The 23,820-nt window shown below is 62.6% G+C and carries 17 protein-coding genes and 1 tRNA gene; 10 read left to right on the top strand and 8 right to left on the bottom strand.

Going from position 1 to position 23,820, the window contains the following annotated elements; all coding sequences use genetic code 11:
• Window positions 1–88 precede the first annotated feature (88 nt).
• Window positions 89–1,294 carry a 3-oxoadipyl-CoA thiolase gene (gene pcaF / locus KTQ42_RS02465; RefSeq protein ID WP_217344062.1) on the bottom strand — a complete coding sequence of 402 codons (1,206 nt, stop codon included), beginning with the start codon at window positions 1,292–1,294 and terminating at the stop codon, window positions 89–91.
• Between the two features lie 101 nt (window positions 1,295–1,395).
• Window positions 1,396–1,983 (bottom strand): oligoribonuclease, encoded by a 588-nt coding sequence (gene orn / locus KTQ42_RS02460; protein WP_217344061.1) that lies wholly within the window; start codon window positions 1,981–1,983, stop codon window positions 1,396–1,398.
• Between the two features lie 46 nt (window positions 1,984–2,029).
• Here orn and KTQ42_RS02455 point away from each other — a divergent pair, with 46 nt between their 5' ends.
• Together KTQ42_RS02455 and rsgA are read left to right on the top strand one after the other, a co-directional pair.
• A complete protein-coding gene (locus tag KTQ42_RS02455) occupies window positions 2,030–3,298 on the top strand; it encodes a M48 family metallopeptidase (protein ID WP_217344060.1) in 1,269 nt (422 codons plus the stop codon).
• The gene (gene rsgA, locus KTQ42_RS02450) at window positions 3,295–4,188 is read left to right on the top strand and encodes a ribosome small subunit-dependent GTPase A (RefSeq protein WP_217344059.1); all 894 of its coding nucleotides are present in this window, start codon (window positions 3,295–3,297) and stop codon (window positions 4,186–4,188) included. The genes KTQ42_RS02455 and rsgA overlap by 4 nt, the downstream gene beginning before the upstream one ends.
• A gap of 42 nt (window positions 4,189–4,230) precedes the next feature.
• Here rsgA and KTQ42_RS02445 read toward each other — a convergent pair whose 3' ends face one another.
• Window positions 4,231–4,830: a hypothetical protein gene (locus KTQ42_RS02445; RefSeq protein WP_217344058.1), complete on the bottom strand. Its 600-nt coding sequence runs from the start codon at window positions 4,828–4,830 to the stop codon at window positions 4,231–4,233.
• Window positions 4,831–5,252: 422 nt separating this feature from the next.
• Here KTQ42_RS02445 and argF point away from each other — a divergent pair, with 422 nt between their 5' ends.
• The 3 genes from argF (at window position 5,253) to KTQ42_RS02430 (ending at window position 7,819) form a co-directional block, all read left to right on the top strand.
• Window positions 5,253–6,173 (top strand): ornithine carbamoyltransferase, encoded by a 921-nt coding sequence (gene argF / locus KTQ42_RS02440; RefSeq protein ID WP_217344057.1) that lies wholly within the window; start codon window positions 5,253–5,255, stop codon window positions 6,171–6,173.
• 34 nt (window positions 6,174–6,207) lie between these two features.
• Window positions 6,208–7,440 (top strand): argininosuccinate synthase, encoded by a 1,233-nt coding sequence (locus KTQ42_RS02435; protein ID WP_217344056.1) that lies wholly within the window; start codon window positions 6,208–6,210, stop codon window positions 7,438–7,440.
• Window positions 7,441–7,504: 64 nt separating this feature from the next.
• Window positions 7,505–7,819 carry a pyrimidine/purine nucleoside phosphorylase gene (locus KTQ42_RS02430; RefSeq protein WP_217344055.1) on the top strand — a complete coding sequence of 105 codons (315 nt, stop codon included), beginning with the start codon at window positions 7,505–7,507 and terminating at the stop codon, window positions 7,817–7,819.
• A gap of 54 nt (window positions 7,820–7,873) precedes the next feature.
• Here KTQ42_RS02430 and murB read toward each other — a convergent pair whose 3' ends face one another.
• Window positions 7,874–8,902, bottom strand: a complete 1,029-nt coding sequence (gene murB, locus KTQ42_RS02425) for a UDP-N-acetylmuramate dehydrogenase (protein ID WP_217344054.1) — start codon at window positions 8,900–8,902, stop codon at window positions 7,874–7,876.
• Window positions 8,903–9,182: 280 nt separating this feature from the next.
• Between murB and KTQ42_RS02420 the strand changes: the two genes are divergently transcribed.
• Complete coding sequence (locus KTQ42_RS02420; RefSeq protein WP_217344053.1) at window positions 9,183–9,668, top strand: YajQ family cyclic di-GMP-binding protein; 486 nt, start codon at window positions 9,183–9,185, stop codon at window positions 9,666–9,668.
• Window positions 9,661–10,311, top strand: a complete 651-nt coding sequence (locus KTQ42_RS02415) for a TIGR02281 family clan AA aspartic protease (RefSeq protein ID WP_349292115.1) — start codon at window positions 9,661–9,663, stop codon at window positions 10,309–10,311. Before KTQ42_RS02420 ends, KTQ42_RS02415 begins: the two co-directional genes overlap by 8 nt.
• Window positions 10,312–10,557: 246 nt before the next feature.
• Here the strand turns inward: KTQ42_RS02415 and aroG are convergent, their stop codons facing one another.
• From aroG to KTQ42_RS02395, 4 genes are all read right to left on the bottom strand, one after another.
• On the bottom strand, window positions 10,558–11,622 hold the full coding sequence (gene aroG, locus KTQ42_RS02410) for a 3-deoxy-7-phosphoheptulonate synthase AroG (RefSeq protein ID WP_217344051.1): 1,065 nt from the start codon (window positions 11,620–11,622) through the stop codon (window positions 10,558–10,560).
• 252 nt (window positions 11,623–11,874) lie between these two features.
• On the bottom strand, window positions 11,875–13,335 hold the full coding sequence (gene tldD, locus KTQ42_RS02405; protein ID WP_217344050.1) for a metalloprotease TldD: 1,461 nt from the start codon (window positions 13,333–13,335) through the stop codon (window positions 11,875–11,877).
• Between the two features lie 129 nt (window positions 13,336–13,464).
• Window positions 13,465–14,262, bottom strand: a complete 798-nt coding sequence (locus KTQ42_RS02400; protein ID WP_217344049.1) for a carbon-nitrogen hydrolase family protein — start codon at window positions 14,260–14,262, stop codon at window positions 13,465–13,467.
• Entirely contained in the window at window positions 14,259–18,422 is a 4,164-nt protein-coding gene (locus KTQ42_RS02395; RefSeq protein ID WP_217344048.1) for a YhdP family protein, read from the bottom strand. The genes KTQ42_RS02400 and KTQ42_RS02395 overlap by 4 nt, the downstream gene beginning before the upstream one ends.
• 126 nt (window positions 18,423–18,548) lie before the next feature.
• Between KTQ42_RS02395 and glnE the strand changes: the two genes are divergently transcribed.
• The 3 genes from glnE to KTQ42_RS02380 all read left to right on the top strand — a co-directional run bounded on the left by glnE (window position 18,549) and on the right by KTQ42_RS02380 (window position 23,763).
• Complete coding sequence (gene glnE / locus KTQ42_RS02390; RefSeq protein ID WP_249222617.1) at window positions 18,549–21,260, top strand: bifunctional [glutamate--ammonia ligase]-adenylyl-L-tyrosine phosphorylase/[glutamate--ammonia-ligase] adenylyltransferase; 2,712 nt, start codon at window positions 18,549–18,551, stop codon at window positions 21,258–21,260.
• Between the two features lie 211 nt (window positions 21,261–21,471).
• Window positions 21,472–21,558 (top strand) — tRNA-Leu (locus KTQ42_RS02385).
• A gap of 312 nt (window positions 21,559–21,870) precedes the next feature.
• Window positions 21,871–23,763: a glycosyltransferase 87 family protein gene (locus KTQ42_RS02380; protein ID WP_217344047.1), complete on the top strand. Its 1,893-nt coding sequence runs from the start codon at window positions 21,871–21,873 to the stop codon at window positions 23,761–23,763.
• Window positions 23,764–23,820 lie beyond the last annotated feature (57 nt).

Below are 23,820 nucleotides of genomic sequence, written 5' to 3'. Positions count from 1 at the left end.
GGTTAAGCACGGCAGGAAAATGGCGCACTGCCTTTACGCAGTGCGCCATTGCACATGGGAGAACTGCTGTTTTGCAAGCGCTATCGCGCTACACCCGCTCCAGCACGATCGCAATGCCCTGCCCCACGCCGATGCACATCGTGCACAGGGCAAACCGGCCCTTGGTGCGATGCAGCTGCCGCACCGCCGTCATCACCAGCCGCGCGCCCGACGCGCCCAGGGGATGGCCCAGCGCGATGGCGCCGCCGTTCTGGTTCACGCGCGGATCATCGTCCTGCAGCCCCCAGTCACGCAGCACCGCCAGCGCCTGCGCGGCAAAGGCTTCGTTGAGCTCAATCACATCCATCTGGTCCATGGTCAGGCCGACCTGCACCAGCACCCGGCGCGCCGCCGGCGCCGGCCCCATGCCCATGACCCGCGGCGGCACGCCGGCGGTGGCCATGCCGAGCACGCGGGCGCGCGGCATCAGTGTGTATTTGTAGGCAGCCTTCTCGCAGGCCAGCAGCAGCGCGCAGGCGCCATCGTTGACGCCCGACGCATTGCCGGCGGTAACCGTGCCTTCCGGCCCCAGCAAGGGCGGCAGCGCCGCCAGCGCCTCGAGCGAGGTCGCGCGCGGATGCTCGTCTTCCGTCACGATCAGCGGGTCGCCCTTCTTCTGCGCCAGCGTGACCGGCGTGATTTCCTCACCGAAGAACCCTTCGCGCCGTCCGCGCACCACTTTCTGCTGGGAAGCCAGCGCAAAGCGGTCCTGCGCCTCGCGCTCGATGTTGAATTCGCGTGCGACGTTTTCCGCGGTCTGGGGCATCGACTCGGTGCCGTACTCCGCCTGCAGCAGGCGGTTGACGAAACGCCAGCCGAGGGTGGTGTCATGGATCTCGGCATGCCGTGAAAACGGCGACTCGGCCTTGGGCATCACGAACGGCGCGCGGCTCATCGACTCGACGCCGCCGGCGATCATCATGGCCGCTTCGCCCGCACGGATCGCGCGTGCCGCCGTGCCCACCGCGTCCATGCCCGAGCCGCACAGCCGGTTGATGGTGGCGCCGGGCACGCCGACCGGCAGGCCTGCCAGCAGCGCGGCCATGCGGGCGACGTTGCGGTTATCCTCGCCTGCCTGGTTGGCGCAGCCCAGCAGCACATCATTCAACTGTTCCCAGTCGACGCCGGGGTTGCGCACCATCAGCGCCGCCAGCGGAATGGCGGCCAGGTCGTCGGCGCGCAAGGTGGAAAGGATGCCGCCATGGCGGCCGAAGGGCGTGCGGATCGCATCGCAGATGAAGGCAGGGATAATCATGGCGCTCCAAAAAAATAGTGACTGTCGATAAGTTCCTATTCCCGGGCATGACGCATGTGCTGCTTCGGATGGACTGATGAGCGGGCCGCGGCCCGCCGGGCTCATGCCTTGATGAAATGCTCGCGGTAGTAACGCAGTTCCTCGATGGACTCGATGATATCGGCCAGCGCAGTGTGCTTCTGATGCTTCTTGAAGCCCGCAATCAGTTCGGGCTTCCAGCGGCGGCAAAGTTCCTTCAATGTGGATACATCGAGATTGCGATAGTGAAAGAAGCTTTCCAGCCTGGGCATGCCGCGCGCCATGAAACGGCGGTCCTGGCAGATGGTGTTGCCGCACATCGGCGATTTGCCGGCCGGCACGAAGTGTTTCAGGAAATCGATCAGTGCGGTCTCGGCGTCGGCTTCGCTGACGGTGGATGCCTTGACGCGGTCGATCAGGCCGGAGCGGCCGTGGGTGCCCTTGTTCCAGGCATCCATGCCGTCGAGTATCTCGTCGCTCTGGTGGATGGCGAACACCGGGCCTTCGGCCAGGATGTTGAGAAGGGGATCGGTAACGACAACGGCGACTTCGATGATGCGGTCGGTGTCGGGATCAAGTCCGGTCATTTCCATATCGACCCAGACCAGGTTGAATTCATTGGGCCGTGCCGGAATGGCGGCCCGCCCGTCGACTTGGGTGGCTTGTGACATAATTTGTTTTTCCTCCGGTTTGTCCGCATTTTCTCACAGGCATAGCATGTCCACACACGGCTTTTCCATTTTGTTCATTGCGTTTCTGCTGGCCACGCTGACGGTGCGTTGCTGGCTGCTGTGGCGCCATGTCCGCCATGTGCAGGGCCATCGCGGCGCGGTGCCGGCCCAGTTTGCCGAAAGGATACCGCTGGCGGCGCATCAGAAAGCGGCCGACTACACGGTGGCGCGCAGCCGCTTCGGTCTCATCACCCTGTTCGTCAATACCGCGGTGCTGGTTGGCTTCACGCTGCTGGGCGGGCTGCAATGGCTGTCGGTGGCCATCCTCAACATCACCGGCCCCGGCATGACGTACCAGATCGCGCTGCTGGCCGCTTTCGCCGCCATCTCCGGCATCATCGACCTGCCCTTCGAGTACTACCGCAAGTTCGTGCTGGAAGCGAAATTCGGCTTCAACCGCATGACGCCGGCGCTGTTCTTCTCCGACATGATGAAGAGCGCGGCCCTGGGCGTGCTGATCGGCCTGCCGCTGGTCTGGGTGATCCTGATGCTCATGGACAAGGCCGGCGACCTGTGGTGGCTGTATGCCTGGTTTGTCTGGAGCGGCTTCCAGCTGCTGATGCTGGTGCTCTACCCGACCGTGATCGCGCCCATGTTCAACAAGTTCACGCCGCTGTCCGACGACAGCCTGCGTGCCCGCATCGAAAGCCTGATGCAGCGCGTCGGCTTCGCTTCCAAGGGCCTGTTCGTGATGGATGGCAGCAAGCGCAGCGCCCATGGCAATGCCTATTTCTCCGGCTTTGGCGCGGCCAAGCGCATCGTGTTCTTCGACACCCTGCTGGCGCGCCTGGCGCCGCAGGAGATCGAGGCGGTACTTGCCCATGAGCTGGGCCATTTCAAGCTCAGGCACATCGTCAAGCGCATCGTCGTGATGTTTGCGCTGTCGCTGGCGCTGTTGGCCCTGCTGGGCTACCTGAAGACGCAGGTCTGGTTCTATGCCGGCCTGGGCGTGGACCCGATTCCCGGCGTGCCCAATGATGCAATGGCGCTGATCCTGTTCATGCTGGCGCTGCCGGTCTTCGCCTTCCTGTTCTCGCCGCTGACCTCGATCAGCTCGCGCAAGCATGAATTCGAAGCCGATGCCTTCGCCGCGAAGCACAGCAATGCGCAGGACCTGGTGTCGGCGCTGGTCAAGCTGTACGAGGACAATGCCTCCACGCTGACGCCCGACCCGCTGCATTCGGCGTTCTACGATTCCCATCCGCCGGCCACCGTGCGCATCAACCGGCTGCTGGCCAACGCAAGGGCCGCATGAGCGCCGCCAGCGGAGTCATCATCGCGGCGCATGGCCGCCACTACGTCGCGCAAGCGGGCCAGCAGAGGCTGCATTGCGTCACCCGGGGAAAGAGGAGCGACGTCGCCGTGGGCGACACTGTCACGCTGAAGATGACTTCTTCGGACCAGGCGGTGATCGAAGGCATACAGGAGCGCCGCACCCTGCTCTATCGCTCCGACCAGTACAAGTCCAAGCTGCTGGCGGCCAACGTGACGCGCCTTTTGATCGTGGTGGCGACCGAGCCGGCGTTCTCCGACGACCTGATCTCGCGCGCGCTGGTAGCGGCCGAATCGGCGGGCGTTGAAGCCCACATCATCCTGAACAAGATCGACGTCACCGCTTCCCTGGAAAAGACCCGCGAGCGCCTGGCGCTGTATGCAGGCCTGGGTTATCCGGTGCATGAAGTCTCGGCCCGCACCGCGCCGGAGGATGCGGTGGCGAAACTGATGCCGGTGCTGCAAGGCCAGTCGTCGATCTTCATCGGCCAGTCCGGCATGGGCAAGTCCTCGCTGATCAACCTGCTGGTGCCGGACGCCGACATCGCGGTGCGCGAGATCTCCGCCGCGCTCGACACCGGCAAGCACACCACCACCTTCACCCGGCTGTATGCGATCGATGAAACCACCTCGGTGATCGATTCCCCCGGCTTCCAGGAATTCGGCCTGCACCAGCTGACCGAAGGCATGCTGGAGCGCGCATTCCCTGAATTCGCGCCCTGCCTGGGCCATTGCCGGTTCTATAACTGCCATCACATCAGCGAGCCCGACTGCGCGGTGCTGGCCGGCGTGAAGGAAGGCCGTATCGCGCCGATGCGGCATGCGCTGTATGCGCAGCTGCGGCATGAGTCGATGCAGACAATCGGGTATTAGCCGGTCCTTTCGGACCATGCATCCCGGCCAGCCAGGCCTCTATCAAGACGACGATGCTGGTGCAGGCAGACAGGCGTGTGCCGTCGACGAGTTGTTGTTCTTGCTGTTGAAAAAATAGGTATGGAACCTGAGGGGCTCCCTGTCGCCCATCTCGCGGACTGCACGATGCAGCACGGACAGGATTTGCGCATCGCTTAATACGGCGTGAGGGCCGAAGTGAAGTCCGGAATTGACGTAGATGCGGCCCAAATGCTGGACCCTGTTTATCTGTACCTGGTCTTCTTCCTTTAATTTCTTGAGAAGGTGGTTGAAATTTGCAATGGCAGTATTCATGTCAAGCGCTACATACTGCATATTGACGCCTCCCATCATGCGGGAGACGATCAACTTGAAGTCATCCTGGCTCAATGCATCGGCCCAGGCATCATCCCTTTCAAACGCATTTTCCGACACCGGGTTCCAAACCCCGGCCAGTGTTCCTTTCTGTTCAACTTCACGTTCGCGCAGCTTGATACCGGTGCCCGCAGTCCGTTGTCCGGCTTCGCGCCCTGCTCCGGGACGATTGGCGTCTTCTGCGGTTGTAACCTCGCCATTTCCCAAATTACTGAGGAATTGCTTTATTGACGATGTAAATTTATCCATGATTTCCCTGGTCTTCGATTATCACGTGGAGCTGTGCAGCCTTGACGGCGATCAGCAGAATTGACAAGAGATGCAAGAATCTCCTGAACAGGTTTGGTAACCAAGCGCAAAATGCCGTTGCGGTGAAAGGCAGTGACCTGCCCGATCGCAATCCAAACACCGTTGACGCTAACCATCTGGAAATGACGCTGCCAAAGCCCGTCGCGAAGCCGGATCAAGACGCCGCAGGCTCAAGAGCAAAGAAGTCTGCAGAGGCTCAACGCAGTTCATTGCACCACGCAAGCCCGTCGCAGAGCATTGCGATAATCCGCCCGCTGCCTCGCGCGTGCAGGCAACAAGTGTCTTTTCGCAAAAAACTCACCTATAATCAGCAAATTGACGAACTTCGGCGGCAGGCGCCACCCTCGCCGCCGTTTTCATTTATGGCAATCAAACACTTTCTGCAGTTCTCCGACTTCACGCTGGACGAGTTCGAGTACGTCCTTGAACGCGCTCGGGTGATCAAGCACAAGTTCAAGAATTACGAGCCCTACCATCCGCTGGAAGACCGCACGCTGGTGATGGTGTTCGAGAAGAGTTCCACCCGCACCCGGCTGTCGTTCGAAGCCGGCATGCACCAGCTGGGCGGCGCGGCCATCTACCTCAACACCCGCGACAGCCAGCTCGGTCGCGGCGAGCCGGTGGAAGACGCGGCGCAGGTCATGTCCCGCATGTGCGACATCATCATGATCCGCACCTTCGGCCAGGACATCATCGAGCGTTTCGCCGCGAATTCACGGGTGCCGGTGATCAATGGCCTGACCAACGAGCATCATCCCTGCCAGGTGCTGGCCGACATCCTGACCTACATCGAGCACCGCGGCAGCATCGCCGGCAAGACAGTGGCGTGGATCGGCGACGCCAACAACATGCTGTATTCCTGGCTGCAGGCGGCGCAGGTATTCGGCTTCCACCTGAACGTATCCACGCCGGCCGGCTATGACATCGACCAGACCCTGGTGGCCGACGACAACGACCGCTATACCGTGTTTGCCAATCCGTCCGACGCCTGCCAGGATGCCGACCTCGTCACCACCGACGTCTGGACCAGCATGGGCTTCGAGGAAGAGAATGCCGAGCGCCTGAAGGCGTTCGACGGCTGGATCGTCGACAGCGCCAAGATGCAGCGCGCCCGTCCGGATGCGCTGTTCATGCATTGCCTGCCGGCCCACCGTGGCGAGGAAGTGTCGGCTGAAGTCATCGACGGTCCGCAGTCGGTGGTCTGGGATGAAGCGGAAAACCGGCTGCATGTGCAAAAAGCCCTGCTCGAATACCTGGTGCTGGGCCGCGTGTCTGCGCAGTAATTTATCGATACCCTGTTTTAAAGAAAGCACTCCAATGAGCGACATCAATAAAGTCGTGCTGGCCTACTCCGGCGGCCTCGACACCTCGGTCATCCTGAAATGGCTGCAGGACAACTACCACTGTGAAATCGTCACCTTCACCGCCGACCTCGGCCAGGGCGAAGAGCTGGAGCCGGCACGCCAGAAGGCGCTGAAGTTCGGCATCAAGCCGGAAAATATCTACATCGACGACGTGCGCGAAGAGTTCGTGCGCGACTTCGTGTTCCCGATGTTCCGCGCCAACACGGTCTACGAAGGCGAGTACCTGCTGGGCACCTCGATTGCCCGCCCGCTGATCGCCAAGCGCCTGATCGAGATCGCCAGGGAAACCGGCGCCGACGCCATTTCCCACGGCGCCACCGGCAAGGGCAATGACCAGGTCCGCTTCGAGCTGGGCGCCTATGCGCTGATGCCGAACGTGAAGATCATCGCGCCGTGGCGCGAATGGGACCTGCTGTCGCGCGAGAAGCTGCTGAAGTACGCGGAAGACGCCGGCATCGAAGTCGACATGAAGCACAAGAACGGCGGCGCGCCCTACTCGATGGACGCCAACCTGCTGCACATCAGCTTCGAAGGCCGCCACCTGGAAAACCCGGCTGCGGAAGCCGAGGAATCGATGTGGCGCTGGACCGTCAGCCCGGAAGCGGCGCCCGACCAGGCCGAATATCTCGACATCGAATTCGAGAAGGGCGACATCGTTGCCCTGAACGGCAAGCGCCTGTCGCCGGCCGCGGTGCTGACCGAGCTCAACCGCCTCGGCGGCAAGCATGGCATCGGCCGCCTGGACCTGGTGGAAAACCGCTATGTCGGCATGAAGTCGCGCGGCTGCTATGAAACCCCGGGCGGCACCATCATGCTGCGCGCGCACCGCGCGATCGAGTCGATCACGCTGGACCGCGAAGTCGCGCATTTGAAGGACGACCTGATGCCGCGCTATGCGCAGATGATCTACAGCGGCTACTGGTGGTCGCCGGAGCGCGTCGCGCTGCAGACCCTGATCGACCATACCCAGCAAAGCGTCAACGGCTGGGTGCGCGTCAAGCTGTACAAGGGCAACGTGATCGTGGTGTCGCGCGACTCCAAGACCGATTCGCTGTTCGACATGAACATCGCCACCTTCGACGAAGACGGCGGCGCCTACAACCAGGCCGATGCCGGCGGCTTCATCAAGCTCAATGCGCTGCGCATGCGCATTGCCGCGATGGCCCGGTCCAAGCGCGGTCAGTAATCCTCAAGCCAGCACAGCAAGGGACCCATGCCGGGTCCCTTTCATTTTCAGGGAAGGAAGCACCATGAGCGAGCAGTTCGACAATGTTTCGGTGATCAAGAAGGCCAATGTCTACTTCGACGGCAAGTGCGTCTCGCACACCGTCGTGATGGCCGACGGCAGCAAAAAATCGGTCGGCGTGATTTTCCCGTCCAACCTGGTGTTCAACACCGGCGCGCCGGAAATCATGGAACTCAATGCGGGCAAGTGCCGCATCCGCCTGCAGGGCGAGGACGATTGGAAGGAATATGAAGGCGGCCAGCAGTTCAGCGTGCCCGGCAATTCCAGCTTCGACATCGTGACGCTGGAAATGCTGGACTACGTCTGCCATTTCGGCTGAACGGCAGCATCGATTGAAAAGGCAAGGCGCGCAATGCGCCCTGCCTTTCATGCATCAGACGAACACCGGCTCCGGCTCCAGCATCACGCCGAACCGGCGCTCGACATCCCGCTGGATCGCGGTCGCCAGCGCGACCACATCCGCGCCACGCGCCTCCCCGCGGTTCACCAGCACCAGCGCCTGCTTCTCATACACGCCGGCCGCGCCCATGGTCCTGCCTTTCCAGCCGCACTGGTCGATCAGCCATCCCGCCGCCAGCTTGTAGCTGCCGTCGCCTTGCGCGTAGCTCACCAGTTGCGGATGCAAGGCCAGCAGGGCATCGCGCTGGGAGGATGACACCACCGGGTTCTTGAAGAAGCTGCCGGCATTGCCGATCGCGGCCGGGTCGGGCAGCTTGCGCCGCCGGATCGCGATCACCGCCTCGCTGATTTCCGCCGGCTTCGGCGCAGACAGGCCGCGTGCCGCGACTTCCTGGGCCAGTTCGGCATAGCGCAGATCGGGCTGCCAGGCTCTGGGCAGCGCGAAGGTCACATCAAGGATCACCGCGCGGCCGCGCAGGCGGTGCTTGAACACGCTGTCGCGATAGCCGAATTCGCATGCGGCGCGGTCCAGCGTCAGCAGCTCGCCGGTGTCGAAGTCGAATGCGGTCAGGGAATGGAAGCAGTCCTTCAGTTCGCTGCCATAGGCGCCGATGTTCTGTATCGGCGAGGCGCCGACGCTGCCCGGTATCAGCGACAGGTTTTCCATGCCGCCCAGGCCATGCGCCAATGTCCATTGCACCAGGCCGTGCCAGTTCTCGCCGGCGGCGGCGCGCACCAGCGTGGCCTGCGCATCCTCGCCGACGATGGCGATGCCCTGGCCGCGCATATGCAGCACCAGGCCGGGAAAATCGCCGGTCAGCAGCAGGTTGCTGCCGCCGCCCAGCACCAGCCGCGGCAGGCTGCGCAGCGCCGGATCATTGCGCACGGCGCGCAGGTCGTCGGCGCCATGCACCGGCAGCAGCAGCCGGGCGCTGGCATCGATGCCAAAGGTATTGAAGGGGCGCAGCGATACGCCGGATTGCAGGGTAGGAACGGAAGCCATAGGCCGGGGATTATAGCCGGGCTGGGAGCCTGCGCGGCAGAAGGGTCGGCGGCTGCAACGCGCGAGAAAACGGTCCAGTCCGGCATCACCGCCTGCGCCCAGCGGTCCACCCTGGGCTTGTCGGTGCTACCAAACCGCACTCGTTTTTCGCGCGTTTCGCATCAAAGCCTTCTGCCGCGCAGGCTCCTAGCCACCCGGTTTTTTGTCCGCTAGAATGTCCGCCCGCATACCAATATAGCAACCCATACAGCGCCGCCGGCGCGCCAGCAAAGGACATTCCATGCCATCGTTCGACGTAGTATCCGAAGCCAACCTGGTGGAAGTGCGCAATGCGCTCGACCAGGCCAACAAGGAAATCTCGACCCGCTTCGACTTCAAGGGCAGCGACGCCCGCATCGAGCAGAAGGAACATGAACTGACCGGCTATGCCGACAGCGATTTCCAGCTGGGCCAGGTGCGCGACGTGCTCACTGCCAAGCTGACCAAGCGCAACGTGGACGTACGCTTCCTCGATATCGGCAAGGTCGAGAAGATCGGCGGCGACAAGGTCAAGCAGATCATCAAGATCCGCAAGGGCATCGAGTCCGACGCCGCCAAGAAAATCGTGCGCCTGATCAAGGACAGCAAGATGAAGGTGCAGGCCAGCATCCAGGGCGAAGCGGTGCGCGTGACCGGCGCCAAGCGCGATGACCTGCAGGCCACGATGGCGTTGCTGCGCAAGGAAGTGGCCGACCTGCCGCTCGAATTCAACAATTTCCGTGACTGAAGGCGCGGCCAGGCCCGTGCGCGCCGCATGGCTGGCGCTGCTGTGCGCATTGCCGGCGGCGCAGGCCGCTGACATCAGCGTGGTCGGCCTGTTTCCGGGCAAGGCGGTGCTGGTAGTCGACGGCGCCGGCCCGCGCACCTATGCGGTGGGCAGCCAGGTCGCATCCGGCACACGGCTGGTGTCAGCCGACCAGAATGGCGCGACGCTGGAATCCAATGGCCGGCGCGAGACGATCGCGCTGGGCAGCCACATCAATCGCCAGCCTGCCGCCACGCAGGCCAGCACGGTACTGCAGGCCGATGGCCGCGGCCATTTCTTTGCCGAGGCCATGGTCAATGGCAAGCCGGTACGCATGCTGGTCGACACCGGTGCATCGCTGATTGCGCTGCCGGCGTCGGATGCACAGCGCATGGGCATCGATTACCGGCGTGGCCAGCCGGGCATGGTCAGCACCGCCAATGGCATGGCCCCGGCCTATCGTGTGCGGCTTGATACGGTCCGGGTTGGCGACCTGGAACTGAGCCAGGTCGATGCGCTGGTGCAGGAACAGGGCCTGCCGCTGGCATTGCTGGGCATGTCTTTCCTGAACCGTACGGAAATGCGCCGCAGCGGCGAGCAGATGACGCTGCAGAAGCGTTACTGAGAGATGGGCCAGGCCTCCCATGACGCCTTCGTGGGGCGTAATACCCCGAAGGGGCATTACGCGATGCCGCCACGGTAGCCACGCCAGCCCGGCGCTTGCAACGGCTGAGGCCGTGGAATGCTCCTGCAGGGTATTCACCCCACCATCGCTTCAGGCATCACCGTCACGGGACAATTAACGGCGGGTTGAAAGAGAGCCGCGCCAAACAAAAAGCCGGCTGCCCGGCCTTGTGATATCTGGCTATCCTTATTCTTCTTCCACATGCAGCCGCCGCTGCCGCACGGCTTCGGCCAGGCCTTCCAGCACGCGCACGCTGCTGTCCCAGTCGATGCAGCCATCGGTAATCGACTGGCCATAGGTCAATTCCTTGCCCGGTATCAGGTCCTGGCGGCCGGCCACCAGGTGCGACTCCACCATGACGCCGACGATGCGGGTATCGCCGCGGGCTACCTGGGAAGCAATGTCGGCGCACACCGGCACCTGGTTCTCCGGCTTCTTCGAGCTGTTCGCATGGGATGCATCGATCATCACCCGCGCTGCCAGGCCATTGGCGGCGATCGCCTTGCAGGCTTCTTCCACGCTGGCGGCATCATAGTTGGGCGCCTTGCCGCCGCGCAGGATGATGTGGCAGTCCTCATTGCCGCCGGTGGAGACGATGGCCGAGTGGCCGCCCTTGGTCACCGACAGGAAATGATGCGGCTGGGAAGCCGCCTTGATCGCGTCGACTGCGATCTTGATATTGCCGTCGGTGCCATTCTTGAAGCCGACCGGGCAGGACAGGCCGGACGCCAGTTCCCGATGCACCTGCGACTCCGTGGTGCGGGCGCCAATTGCACCCCAGCTGATCAGGTCGGCCACATACTGCGGGCTGATCATGTCGAGGAACTCGGTGCCGGCCGGCAAGCCCAGCTCGTTGATGTTCAGCAGCAGTTCGCGGGCCATGCGCAGGCCGTCGTTGATGCGGAAGCTGTTGTCCATGTAGGGATCGTTGATCAGGCCCTTCCAGCCCACCGTGGTGCGTGGTTTTTCGAAGTAGACCCGCATCACGATCTCCAGGTCGCCCTTGAAGCGCTCGCGCTCGGCGGCCAGGCGATGCGCGTATTCCATGGCGGCATCGGTGTCATGGATCGAGCACGGACCGACCACGACCATCATGCGGTCGTCCTGTCCGTGGAGAATGCGATGCAGCGCGTTGCGCGACTCGGCAACCACGGTCGCGGCCTTGTCCGAACACGCGAATTCGCGGATCAGGTGAGAGGGGGGAAGCAGTTCTTTCAATTCTCGTATGCGTAAGTCATCGGTGCGCGGCATGTTCTCTCCAGTCCAGGTTCTTCAGTCTGTAAAACGAAAAAACCGCCATCGCTGGCGGTTTTGTCAGAATCTCGGTTTGTTTCGTTCGTCTTGCTTTTACGTGAACTTACCGCTTTTCCACCGCCTTGGGGCTGGAATAGCTAAAGTAAAAATAAAAGTGAAAACGGGCGAAGGTCATGAGTAAAGCGCTTGCTGTGAAAAATTCCGGGTCAATAGTGCAGCAAATCTTCCGGTTTGGCAAGCGCCTATCGATCAGGCTGTGCCGCCGACAGTAACACCGTCGATGCGCAGCGTCGGCTGCCCCACGCCTACCGGCACGCTCTGCCCTTCCTTGCCGCAGACGCCGATGCCGGAATCGAGACGCATGTCGTTGCCGATCATCGAGACCCGGTTCAGCACGTCCGGGCCGTTGCCGATCAGCGTTGCGCCCTTGACCGGATAGGTCACCTTGCCATCCTCGATCATGTAGGCCTCGCTGGCGGAAAATACGAACTTGCCGTTGGTGATATCCACCTGGCCGCCGCCGAAGTTGACCGCATACAGTCCGTTCTTCACCGAGGCAATGATTTCCTGCGGATCGCAGTCGCCGCCCAGCATGTACGTGTTCGTCATGCGCGGCATCGGCAGATGGGCGAAGGACTCGCGCCGGGCGTTGCCGGTCACCGGCATCTTCATCAGGCGGGCATTCATGGTGTCCTGGATATAGCCCTTCAGGATGCCGTCCTCGATCAGCGTGGTGCATTGCGTCGGATTGCCCTCGTCGTCGATGTTGAGCGAGCCGCGGCGATCGGCCAGGGTGCCGTCGTCGACCACGGTGACGCCCTTGGCCGCAACCCGGTCGCCGATGCGGCCGGAAAACGCGCTGGAACCCTTGCGGTTGAAATCGCCCTCCAGCCCGTGGCCGATGGCCTCGTGCAGCAGCACGCCAGGCCAGCCGGGGCCGAGCACGACCGTCATCGGGCCGGCCGGCGCCGGTCGGGAATCGAGATTGACCAAGGCCGACGCCACCGCTTCGGAGGCATAGGTTTCCAGCATCTGGTCGGTGAAATAGGCATAGCTGTAGCGGCCGCCGCCGCCGGAGCTGCCCATCTCGCGCCGCCCGTTCTGTTCGGCGATCACGGTGACGGACAGACGCACCAGTGGCCGGATGTCGGCGGCCAGCACGCCGTCGCTGCGCACCACCAGCACCACGTCGTATTCGCCGGCCAGGCCAGCCATTACCTGCACCACGCGCGGATCCTTGGCACGGGCGATGCGCTCCACGCGCTCCAGCAGCCTGACCTTTTCGGTCGCGTCCAGCGAACTCAGCGGATCATGCGGCAGATACAGCGAACGGCCGCCGGACGGCTGCACCCTGGCGGCAACCTTGACCCGGCCCGCGCCCTGGCGGGCAATGGTGCGGGTGGCGGCCGCCGCTTCCAGCAGCGCCGATTCGGAGATGTCGTCCGAATAGGAAAACGCGGTGCGCTCGCCCGAAATGGCGCGCACGCCGACGCCCTGGTCGATGGAAAAGCTGCCGGTCTTGACGATGCCCTCTTCCAGGCTCCAGCCCTCGCTCTTGGTAAACTGGAAATACAGGTCGGCATAATCCACCTTGTGGGTAAACATGGTGCCCAGCACATGGATCAGCCGCGATTCGTCGAGGCCGAACGGCGTCAGCAGCACATCGCGGGCGAGAGACAGGGTCTGGATGTTGGGTTCGAATGGTTTCATGGTGTGGAAAGTGATCTGAACTGAACTGGGCTGATGTGAACTGGTCTGGGCCGGACGGAAAACGCCGCCGAAATTTCCCACACAGATTAACCGATTGCCGCGCTTTATGTGATCCGAAGGATCAGTGGATCAAAGTACCCGATGGTTCAGCGCCGGCAGATTGGTGCGCACGGTGTCGAGCGTGCCGGGATCGACGTCGCCGCAGACCACGCCCTCGCCTTCCGGCAGCACGGCCTTCACGTCGCCCCAGGGATCGACCAGCATGCTGTGGCCCCAGGTGCGGCGGCCGTTGGGATGGCGGCCGCCCTGGGCGGCGGCCAGCACGTAGCACTGGTTTTCGATGGCACGGGCACGCAGCAGGATTTCCCAGTGGGCCTGGCCGGTGGTCCAGGTGAAGGCGGACGGCACCACGATCAGGTTGCATGGCCCCATGGCCCGGTAGAGTTCCGGGAAGCGCAGGTCGTAGCAGACCGACAGGCCGACCCGGCCCAGCGGCGTTTCCATGGTTTGCACTGACCGTCCCGGTGCGATGGTGCGCGACTCGTTATAGCTTTCCTCGCCGCGGGTGAAGCCGAACAGGTGGATCTTGTCGTAGCGGCTGGCGCAGCGGCCGTCCGGCCCGTAGGCCAGCAGCGTGTTGAGCACCTTGCCCGGCTCGCTGGCAACCAGCGGCATGGTGCCGCCGATCAGCCAGATGCCCAGTTCGCTCGCCATCGATGCCATCGCGTCCTGGATCGGGCCGGCGCCTGGCTGTTCGGCCACCGCGAGCTTGTCGTTTTCATGCATGCCGAAAATCGGCCAGTATTCCGGTAGCAGTACCAGGCTGGCGCCGTCCTGTGCGGCGCGGCTCACCAGGCGGCGGGCGGTTGCCAAATTCTCCGCCACGTCGGGCGTGGAAATCATCTGTATCGCAGCGATCCTGTTCATCTTGCCTGCTTTCCCTGGTTGTCTGCGGCGGCCCCGGCCATCGCATTCGGTTTGCGGTTGTGACGGTCGACCTTGCTGATCGCCGGGTCTTTCCAGGAGCCGGCAATCTGGTATTCCATCGTGAAGGCGGCAGTCAGCGGGTCGCGCAGCACCAGTTGCGCGAGGAAGGTGCCAAGACCGATCACCGGGTTGACCATCAGGCCATAGGCAACGGATGCCGCGCCCACGTTGATCTCGGGCAGCACCGCCACGTTCAGGTTCTGGGTTTCCTTGACGATGTCGACCGAGCCGTCGATCAGCACCGCAGCCGTCACGCTGCGCATCTTGAAGTTGTCGGTGTACATCACGCCATGGCTGATGCTGGCGTTGGCCACCACGCCGTCGAAAGCGAAACCCTCGGAAAACAGGTCGCGGAAGTCCAGGGTCAGGCGGCGCGGCAGGGATTGCAGGCTCAGCACGCCGAGCAGCTTGGCCGCGCCCGGATCCACCTTCAGGAACTGGCCTGCCGCCATGTCGAGCTGCATCTGGCCGGACAGGGTCGCCATGTCGATTGAAAACGGCAGGCCGACCCAGTTCAGGTCGCCCTGCATGGTGCCGCGCCCGCCGCGCAGCACATTGGCAAATCCGAAGCGTTCCAGCAGCCGGCCGGCATCGGCGACATCGAGCTTGTAGTTCAGGCTGGATGCGTTCTCGCCATTGCGGATGATCCATTTGCCGGTGGCGTTGAGCGCGCCGTCCGGATTGGCGATCGACAGCCTGCTGATCTGCCATTCGCGCTGCCCATTGACCCGGGCGTTGTTGGCGGCCAGTTCCAGCCTGCCCATCTTCTTGCCGCCGAGCTCGAAGCGGTCGGCGATGATGTCCAACGCCGGAATCTGGGTGGTGGCGCCCTTCTCTTCCGTCAGATCGGACACGTCCGATGCCGAAGACTGTGGAATGATCAGCGACGCCAGCCGGGCGCTCACCTTGCCCAGGCCACGGCCAGAGCGCGACTCGTTCCAGGTGACATGGCCGCTGGCCTGGGCCGAGTCGATGTTGGCCTGCCAGGAATTGTCGTCATGGGAGGCGCCGACCACCACGTTTTCCAGCTTCCTGCCCATGATGATCAGTTCAGTGGCGCGTGCCGCCAGGGTGTCCGGGTCGACATACTGGCCCATGTCGCCGTCGCCTGCACCCTTGGCGTTGCTGCCGCCGCCGGCGCTGCCGTCAGCCTTCTCGCCGACGATGGCCGATGCGGTGGCGCGCCAGGCATCGGCATCCAGCCGGTCTACCGCCAGGTTGGCGACCAGTCCGCTGTCCGGCTGCGGCGCAGGCGCATTGACGCCGATGCCGCCGCGCACCACCCGCCATGCCGCATTCCTGTCGTCCGGCTTGCGGCGGCTGTAGCGGGCTTCCATCATCCGGCCCAGGGTCAGCCTGAGTTCATCGCGCAGCTCGGCGCCCGGGCTTCCCGGCGCCGCTGCCATGTCGAACCTGAAAGGCAAGGCATCGTTGCCGGCCTTCTTCAGCGGCGCCGGAAAGTCCAGGCCCAGGCCCTGCAGGCTGGATTCCACCACGATTTCCGGGCGCTTGTTCTTCACGTTGATCTGGGCGCTGTAGCGGCTGCCGCCGCTGACATGCGCCAGCAGCCGCTGCATGGTCGGCGCCGGATAGGTGGCGCGCAAGCCGTCGGCTGTCATCGCACCGTCGGCGCGGATGGCGATCGTGCCGTCGCGCTGGCTGCCGCCCGTCACGCTGGCCTGGCCGCCCAGGAAAGCGGTGCGTATGCCGTTGAGCGAAAAGCCTTTCTCATGAAACTTCAGTTCGCCGGCGGTTTGCAGCAGCGGTGGAATCGCCGGTTGCAGCACGATGTCATTGTTCTGGAACTGCAGCGTGCCCTGCACCTTGGTTTCCTTCAACTGCGCCAGCGGCAATTGCAGCCTGAGCGCCAGCCGGGCGCCGCCGCTGGCCTGGCTTTCCTCGGTAAAGTGGCCTATCCATTCCGCGACCGGGCTGTTCCTGGTGAACTCCAGATAGTCCTCCAGCGCACCGCTTGCCGCGCCCCGTATCTCCAGCAAATGCGCATGATCGGCAAGGTCGGCGATCACCGCATCGACATTGCTGAGCCTGACCTTGCTGGTCTGGGCGCTGTCCGCATGGATCTCCATGCGGCTGCGTTCGAAGGTGAACTTGCCGTTGATCCTTTCCAGCAGCGGCCACAGCGGCCTGCCGGCATCGCCGACAGCGTCGCCGGGCGTGTAGTTGAGGCGGCCATCCTCGATTTTCCCGCTGACCAGAAACTGGCCTTTCTGGCGCTGGCTGGCCGCGAATGGGAAATGCGCCAGGTCACCCTTCAATACCAGCGCGACATCCCGCGCACGGCCCGCCTCCAGCGCGCCGGTCAGCCATGCGCGCAGCCGGGGCGACGTGGCGACAGGCAGGAAACGACCTATCTGCGCCACGTCGAAGCCATCGAGCTTGCCGGTCAGGTCCGCGGTACCCGGCCCGGCGAGATGGCCATCGGCCAGCCTGGCCAGGTACTTGCCGCTCAACTGGCCCGTCATGCCCTGCTCGCTGAACTGCAGGTGGCCGACGTCGATCTGCAACTGCTGCTGGCGCCTGACCCAGTTCGCCTGCAGCCCCAGGGTATCGAACGGGAGCGCCGCTTCCGACAGCAGGCCCGGCAGATGCAGCGTGGCATCGGTCGATGCCAGCATGATGCCGCCGCCGCGTTCGCTGGCATCGATGCTGCCGGTGAGATTGGCAAAACCCGGCGTGGCTGGCTGCTCGTCTCTCGCCGGCCGCGGCGCAATCGACAGGCCGCTGAATCGACCCTTGACCTGGTAGGCAGAAATTTCCGGGAACTCGCCCTGCCAGCCGGCCGTGAAATCATGCAGCCTGCCGTGTGGCGCGATGTCGGCCAGCAGGTGGCGCCGGGTTTCATCCAGCGGCAGCCGTCCGACGAAGCTGGCGATGGCCTGCAGATCGAGCAGCGTGGCGCGTACCTCGGTGCGTGCCGGCGTCTTATCGGTGGCGGCGATATGGGTTTCGCTGATGGTCGTGGGCGGCAGCTTCAGGCCATCGTCGGTTTCCATCGAAAAATCGCTCAGCGCGACGGCATGCCCGAACGCGCCCAGCGTCGGCACTCCCTCCTCCCCGCCGCCCATCACCTCGCTGGCGGCGACGCGGCCCTGTGCCTGCTTCAACCTCAGCGGCTCGAGTTCGGGCGCGAGCCGGGTCCACAGGCCGGCCAGCGCCAGGTCGGCAGTGAAACCGGCTACCCTGGCCTGGTCGAAATCCAGCCAGGCGCGTACCGAACCCTTGCCTTCACGCAGTTCGACCGGATAGTCAATGTACGGACGCCAGCGTGCCAGCTCGGTGTCGCGCCAGTCTGCATAGACGGTGCCGGTCCAGCGCCGCACATCCGAGATGCGGCGCGCAAACGACGGATGGCTGAAGTCGGCGCGCACGTCCATCGGCGCACCCAGTTCGGCCGGCGGCGTCGCCTTCAGCGCGAAACGATGATGCCGCCACTGGTTGCGCAGCAGGAAATCCACCTTTTCCAGGCGCAGTTCGGGCGCGCCGCGTTGCGCATCACGCCACCGGATCCAGCCATTGCGCACCACGATCTCGCGCTGTGACAGCAGCCATTCCAATCCCCTGCCATCGTCCGCGCCGCCCTTTTGGATCTCGACGCCGCCGACATACAGGATGCCCTCGGCGCTGCGCTCCACCTCCACGTCCGGGCGGTCCACCTGCAAGTAGTTCAGGCGCAGGTCAGCCGCCATCAGCGACCTCCAGGACAGGGTGGCAGACACCTGCGGCAGGCTGAGCGCTGCCTGGCCGTTGCGGTTGTGCACGACCACATCATTGAGCACCAGATGGGGATTCAGGCCATGCCAGGAGGCGTGGATCGTGGCAATGCTGACCGGTCGCGACAATGCCTTGCTGGCCATCTGTTCGACATTAGGCTTATAACGGTCGATATTCGGCAGAACAACATAACGCAGCATCAGCACGGTGCCGCAAAACAGAAAATACAGCACCAGCAGTCCTGTGAGCGCCAGGCTCAATGCATGATGCGTCACCCGGTTCAGTACCCGATATCCAAAGCGGATGCGCCGCCAGGCATGGGATGCCCAGTTGGCGATGCGGTGGAAAAAGGCGCGTTGAGTAGACATCGGAACCGGGAAAGCTGACGGGCATGCAAAAAAGACACCGCATGTTCTCATGGATGGCGGCGATTCGCCGCCGGAAACCGCAAACCGCCCTAAAATAGCGGGTCCATTTTCCCAGCGAGATTTCCCTTGGTCAACACCACCGCTTCCCGTTTTCTTGCCCGCTGGCTGCAGGCCGAGACCAGCCGGCCGGCGCAACTTGCGCAAGCAGCGGTCGCACCACTGACATCCCACCGGTTCGCACAACTGCTGCAAGCGGAAACAGGCGCCGGCATGCCCTTGCCGCGCGCGATGCGCCGCGTGCGTAATCTGGTCATTGCCTCCCTGATTACCCGCGACCTGGGCGGCCAGGCGGATCTGGCGGAAGTCGTGGAAACCATGTCCCGCTTTGCCGATTTCGCAGTAAGCACCCATCTGCAAGCCCTGACCGGGGACATGCGGGCGCTGTACGGCACGCCGGTTAGCGAAGAATCCGGCAAGGTGCAGGAAATGATCGTGCTGGGCATGGGCAAGCTGGGCGGTGATGAACTGAATGTGTCATCCGATATCGACCTGATTTTTGTCTACCCCGAAGACGGCGAAACGGTGACCGACCAGCCCGGCCAGCGCCAGTTGTCGAATCATGAATTCTTCATCCGCCTGGGCAAGAAGCTGATCGGCGACCTGTCCGAGATCACCGAGGATGGCTTTACCTTCCGGGTCGATATGGCATTGCGGCCGAACGGCGCCTCCGGCCCGCTGGTGGCCAGCTTCAATATGGTGGAGGAATACCTGATCGTGCAGGGCCGGGAATGGGAACGCTATGCCTGGGTCAAGGCCCGTGCGCTGACCGGTAATGCGGACGATATCGCGACCCTGGACAATATCGTGCAACCCTTTGTCTATCGACGATATCTGGACTTCAGTTCGATCGACGCAATGCGGAATATGCATGCCCAGATCCGCGCGGAAGTGCGACGCCAGGAAGCGCGCCATCCGGAACGCAGCCACAATGTGAAGCTGGGCCGTGGCGGCATCCGTGAAATCGAATTCCTGGCCCAGGTATTCCAGCTCATACGCGGCGGCCGCGAACTTGAATTGCGCGATCGCTCCACCCGCAGGACGCTGGATGTCCTGGCCCAGAAGCGCCTGCTGGGCGAACAGGAAGTCGAGCAGTTGCAGCATGCCTATGTCTTCCTCCGCGACCTGGAACACCGGCTGCAATACCTGGACGATGCCCAGACCCATACCCTGCCGGCCAACGAGGAAGACAGACTGACGATTGCGAAGATGGCGGGCTTCGATGACATTCCCGCACTCATGGCCGAGCTCCAACTACAGCGCTCGATAGTCGCCAAACAGTTCGATGACATGTTCAGCGAAAAGAAACCGGCGCAAGCTGATGAAGACAGTACCGTCTCCGGCCCTGACCTGTCCGCCGTACTGACAGATGGCGATACCGAAGAAGCGATTACCGCACACCTGACTGCCCTGCAATATGAGAACCCTCTGGTTGCGGCCCGTCGCCTGACTAACCTCTGGACCTCGCCGCGCCTGCAGGCCATGCCCGAGAGCAGCCGCAACCTGATGGTTTCGCTGGTCAACAGTGCGCTGCCGGCGATTGCCGCGATTGCCGACGACAAGTCGGCCACGCTGGGCCGCCTGCTCGACTTCTTCGACACCATTGCCCGCCGCGCCTCTTATCTCGCCTTGCTGACCGAATATCCGCAAGCACTGCAACGGGTGATACGGATGATGGCGGCCAGCGAATGGGCTGCTGGCTATCTGACCCGGCATCCCCTGCTGCTGGATGAATTGCTGGATGACCAAACCCTGCGATCACCGCCGGACTGGACGGCATTCGCTGCAGAATGCCAGCGGCAACTCGATGCGGTGCCCGGCGACACCGAGCGCCAGATGGATGTGCTGCGTGAATTGCATCATGCCCAGTTGCTGCGTCTTCTGGCGCAGGATCTGGAAGGCGACCTGACCGTTGAGCGGCTGGCGGATCATCTGTCCAGCCTGGCCGACGTGCTGGTCAGCGCCACCGTCACGGCCGCCTGGCAGACAGTGCGCACCCGGCACCGGGAAGTGCCCCGTTTTGCGGTGATCGCCTATGGCAAGCTGGGCGGCAAGGAACTGGGTTATGCGTCCGACCTCGACGTGGTATTCCTCTACGACGATGACGACCCGGAAGCGCCGGGCAACTATGCCCGCCTGGCCCAGCGTTTCATCACCTGGATGACCAGCCACACCCCGGCCGGCATCCTGTTCGATGTCGATATCGCGCTGCGGCCGGACGGTGCCAGCGGCCTGATCTGCTCCTCCATCGCCTCGTTCGAGAAATACCAGTTGTCTTCCGCCTGGGTATGGGAGCACCAGGCCCTGACCCGGGCCCGTTTCTGTGCCGGCGATGAGGAAATCGGCCAGCGCTTCGAGCAGCTGCGCGAGCGGGTGTTGCGGCTGCCGCGCGATCCGGACAAGCTCAGGCAGGAAATCCTGTCCATGCGCAGGAAGATGCATGATGCCCATCCGAACCGCTCACCGATGTTCGACCTGAAGCATGATGAAGGCGGCATGATCGATATCGAATTCATGGTGCAGTTCCTGGTATTGCGGCACGCGGCGCAACATCCCGGGCTGACGGCGGATATCGGCAACATCGCCCTGCTGAAATTGTGCGGCAAGCTTGGCCTGATCGATGACGCATTGGCGCAGCAGGTTGCAGACGCTTACCGGAAATTCCGGCGCCTGCAGCATCAGATAAGGCTGCAGGGTGAGGAGCGGGCCAGGGTGGCTTTGGAACGTATCGCCAGGGAGCGGGATGATGTGGAAGCCTTGTATCGGCAGGTGTTTGGCTGACGAGAGAAGATTCAGGACGAAGCGGCTGCGCATCGATAAGTTCAATCCGATATGTTCAATCCGCTGCCGGACATAGCCTTGCAAGAGCCAGTCGGCAATGCGGCGTCGATTTTGCTGCCACAGTCAGCCGTCAGGGGAGCATTAACGCCAGCCCGCCCCGGCGCTTCGTGTTGCCGGAACGCTTCAAATAGAGGATAATGCCGGCTGCGTTGCCGAGATGGCGGAATAGGTAGACGCACGGGACTCAAAATCCCGCGCTGGAAACAGCGTGCCGGTTCGATTCCGGCTCTCGGCACCAATCACTGAACGGCCTCTAGCGATATGGGCCGTTTTTTTATGGCTTGGCCAATCGTAAAAATCACGCTGCGGTGACACGACCGGAAGCAAGTCCCCGGTTGCAAATCATCCTGCTGATTCATTTTTCTGCCACTTACCCGCCAGGGAACCAGAGCGTCACCGTGGATACATGGCGCGTCAATGACGGAACCGGAACCATAAAGCCTTGTAAGCAACTACGCAATCTCGACCTGGGTCTGGAACAGAATCCCAATGACGAAGGACAGCGCCATAGCGCTGATCTTTATTTTTTGTTGTGCTTTCCACAAGAACCGTGAATATCACTCCCCTACCCGCCAGGACTGCCAACGTTCAACCTTCGAAGAAAAAAACATACTTCCACCTGTTCTGGTTGTATCTCAATAGTTCGCGGTCCCCAATCCATGCAGCAATGCTGGTGCCCATCGCCTTCGGCATCTGGTCGCTTCTGCTGGGCCCTGACAACAACTGGGATTTACGGAACTATCATCTTTACAATGCGTTTGCATTCCTCCATGACAAGCTCGGAACCGACTTTGCGCCGGCCGGCTTTCAAAGCTACTTCAATCCGCTTCTCGATATACCGTACTACCTCGCGATAAACCATTTGCCACCCCGCCTGCTTGGTTTCCTGATGGGCGTAGTCCATGGCCTTAATTTCGTGCTGCTGCTGGCGATATGCCGCAAGGTGCTGTCCTGGCTGCCGGATACGGATAGGCAGCGCACGCCCATCCTGCTTGCGCTTGCGGGATGCCTTACGGCCAATTTCCTGTCAGAGCTGGGAAGTACGATGGGAGACAACGCCACAGCGCTGTTCTGCCTGGCATCGATACTCGCCACGCTGCATGCGATTCCGACGCTTGCAACCCGATCCGCTCATGCCCTGTGGACGCTGGCAGCAGCGGGTGTGCTGGCTGGCATGGCTACCGGCCTGAAACTGACGAATGCGCCTTATGCCGTGGCGATTTGCCTTGGCATACTGACACTGCCTGGTTCGCCAGCGACGCGTATTCAGGCTGCATTTGCATTCGGCGTTGGCGTGCTGGCAGGCATTGCCGGTACCGCCGGCTTCTGGTTCCACACAATGTGGCAGACGTTTGGCAATCCGCTCTTTCCGCAATTCGGCAATCTGTTCCCCAATCCGCTTGCAGTCACCACCGGTGCCGCCGATAAGTCCTGGCTGCCCAAGACACTGTGGCAGCAGCTGCTCTGGCCCTTCATCATTTCAGCGGATGCGAAGAAGGCGGGCCAGATTCCGCTTCGCTACGTGATCTGGGCTATCGCCTACTTGCTCCTCATCCTGCTGGCAATGCAGATGATTGTCGCGAAAATCCGCAAGCTGGCAACTCGTCGACTGGCGCCGGATGCCCGGTTCCTTGTCGTTGTGCTGGTGCTCGGCTTCATTTTGTGGATGAAGATCTTCAGCATCTATCGCTATCTGGTGCCTATGGATCTGCTGGCGCCACTGGTCATTTATTTGCTTTGCGCCCGGCTGCTTTCCTATTCCCGGGCAAAGGCCACAGCATCGTGGCTTATTGCGATCGTCACGCTTCTCGTGCTTCTGGGTGGGTTCAAGTCATGGGGACATGAAGGATGGAGCGATAAGCCCTTCCATGTCGACGTGCCAGCGCTTGCAGATCCGGCACGTACCACCGTGCTTATTGCCGAGGGCGATCCGCCATGGGGCTGGCTCGTCATGGCATTTCCGCCCGAAGTGGCCTTTGTCCAGGTCGATGGCAATTTCCCAAAAGGCACCGCCTTTTCAGCAAAGGTCGAAAGCATGATCGCCGGCCGCAATGGCCCTGTCCATGCAATCTTCAAAGGTGAAAACGATGGTTATCCCGAGCGTGCGGCACACATGAAGGCGCTGGCAGATCGGTTCGGCCTGACGAGCACGCCTTCCCGATGCAACGCGCTACGATGGTTCATCGGCAGGTTCAAGCTACGTGCGAGTGTTTTAGCGGCCGACCCGGCTGCAAAGGGCGCAGCCTGCCAGTTGCAAAAGCAGGCTCCTGATCCCTACCCGGACATCGATGCGGAAAACAAGGCGCATCAGGACAAGGCGCAGCAGGTGCTGGGCACCTATGGCTACTCGCTGGACCCGCAAAGCTGCTCGCTGCACAGCGCAGGCATCGGGGATGACAGGCAGATGTTCCAGTGGTGTACCGTCAGGCGGATAACGCGCTGACCGGCAGGTCCTGATACAAACCCGAACCAGCCTGGGCGCGACGTGGCATCGCGCCCA

Source organism: Noviherbaspirillum sp. L7-7A, assembly GCF_019052805.1.
Taxonomy (GTDB): domain Bacteria; phylum Pseudomonadota; class Gammaproteobacteria; order Burkholderiales; family Burkholderiaceae_D; genus Noviherbaspirillum_A.
Note: the sequence above shows the minus strand (reverse complement) of the source record. Positions and strands in the feature narration are given on the sequence as shown.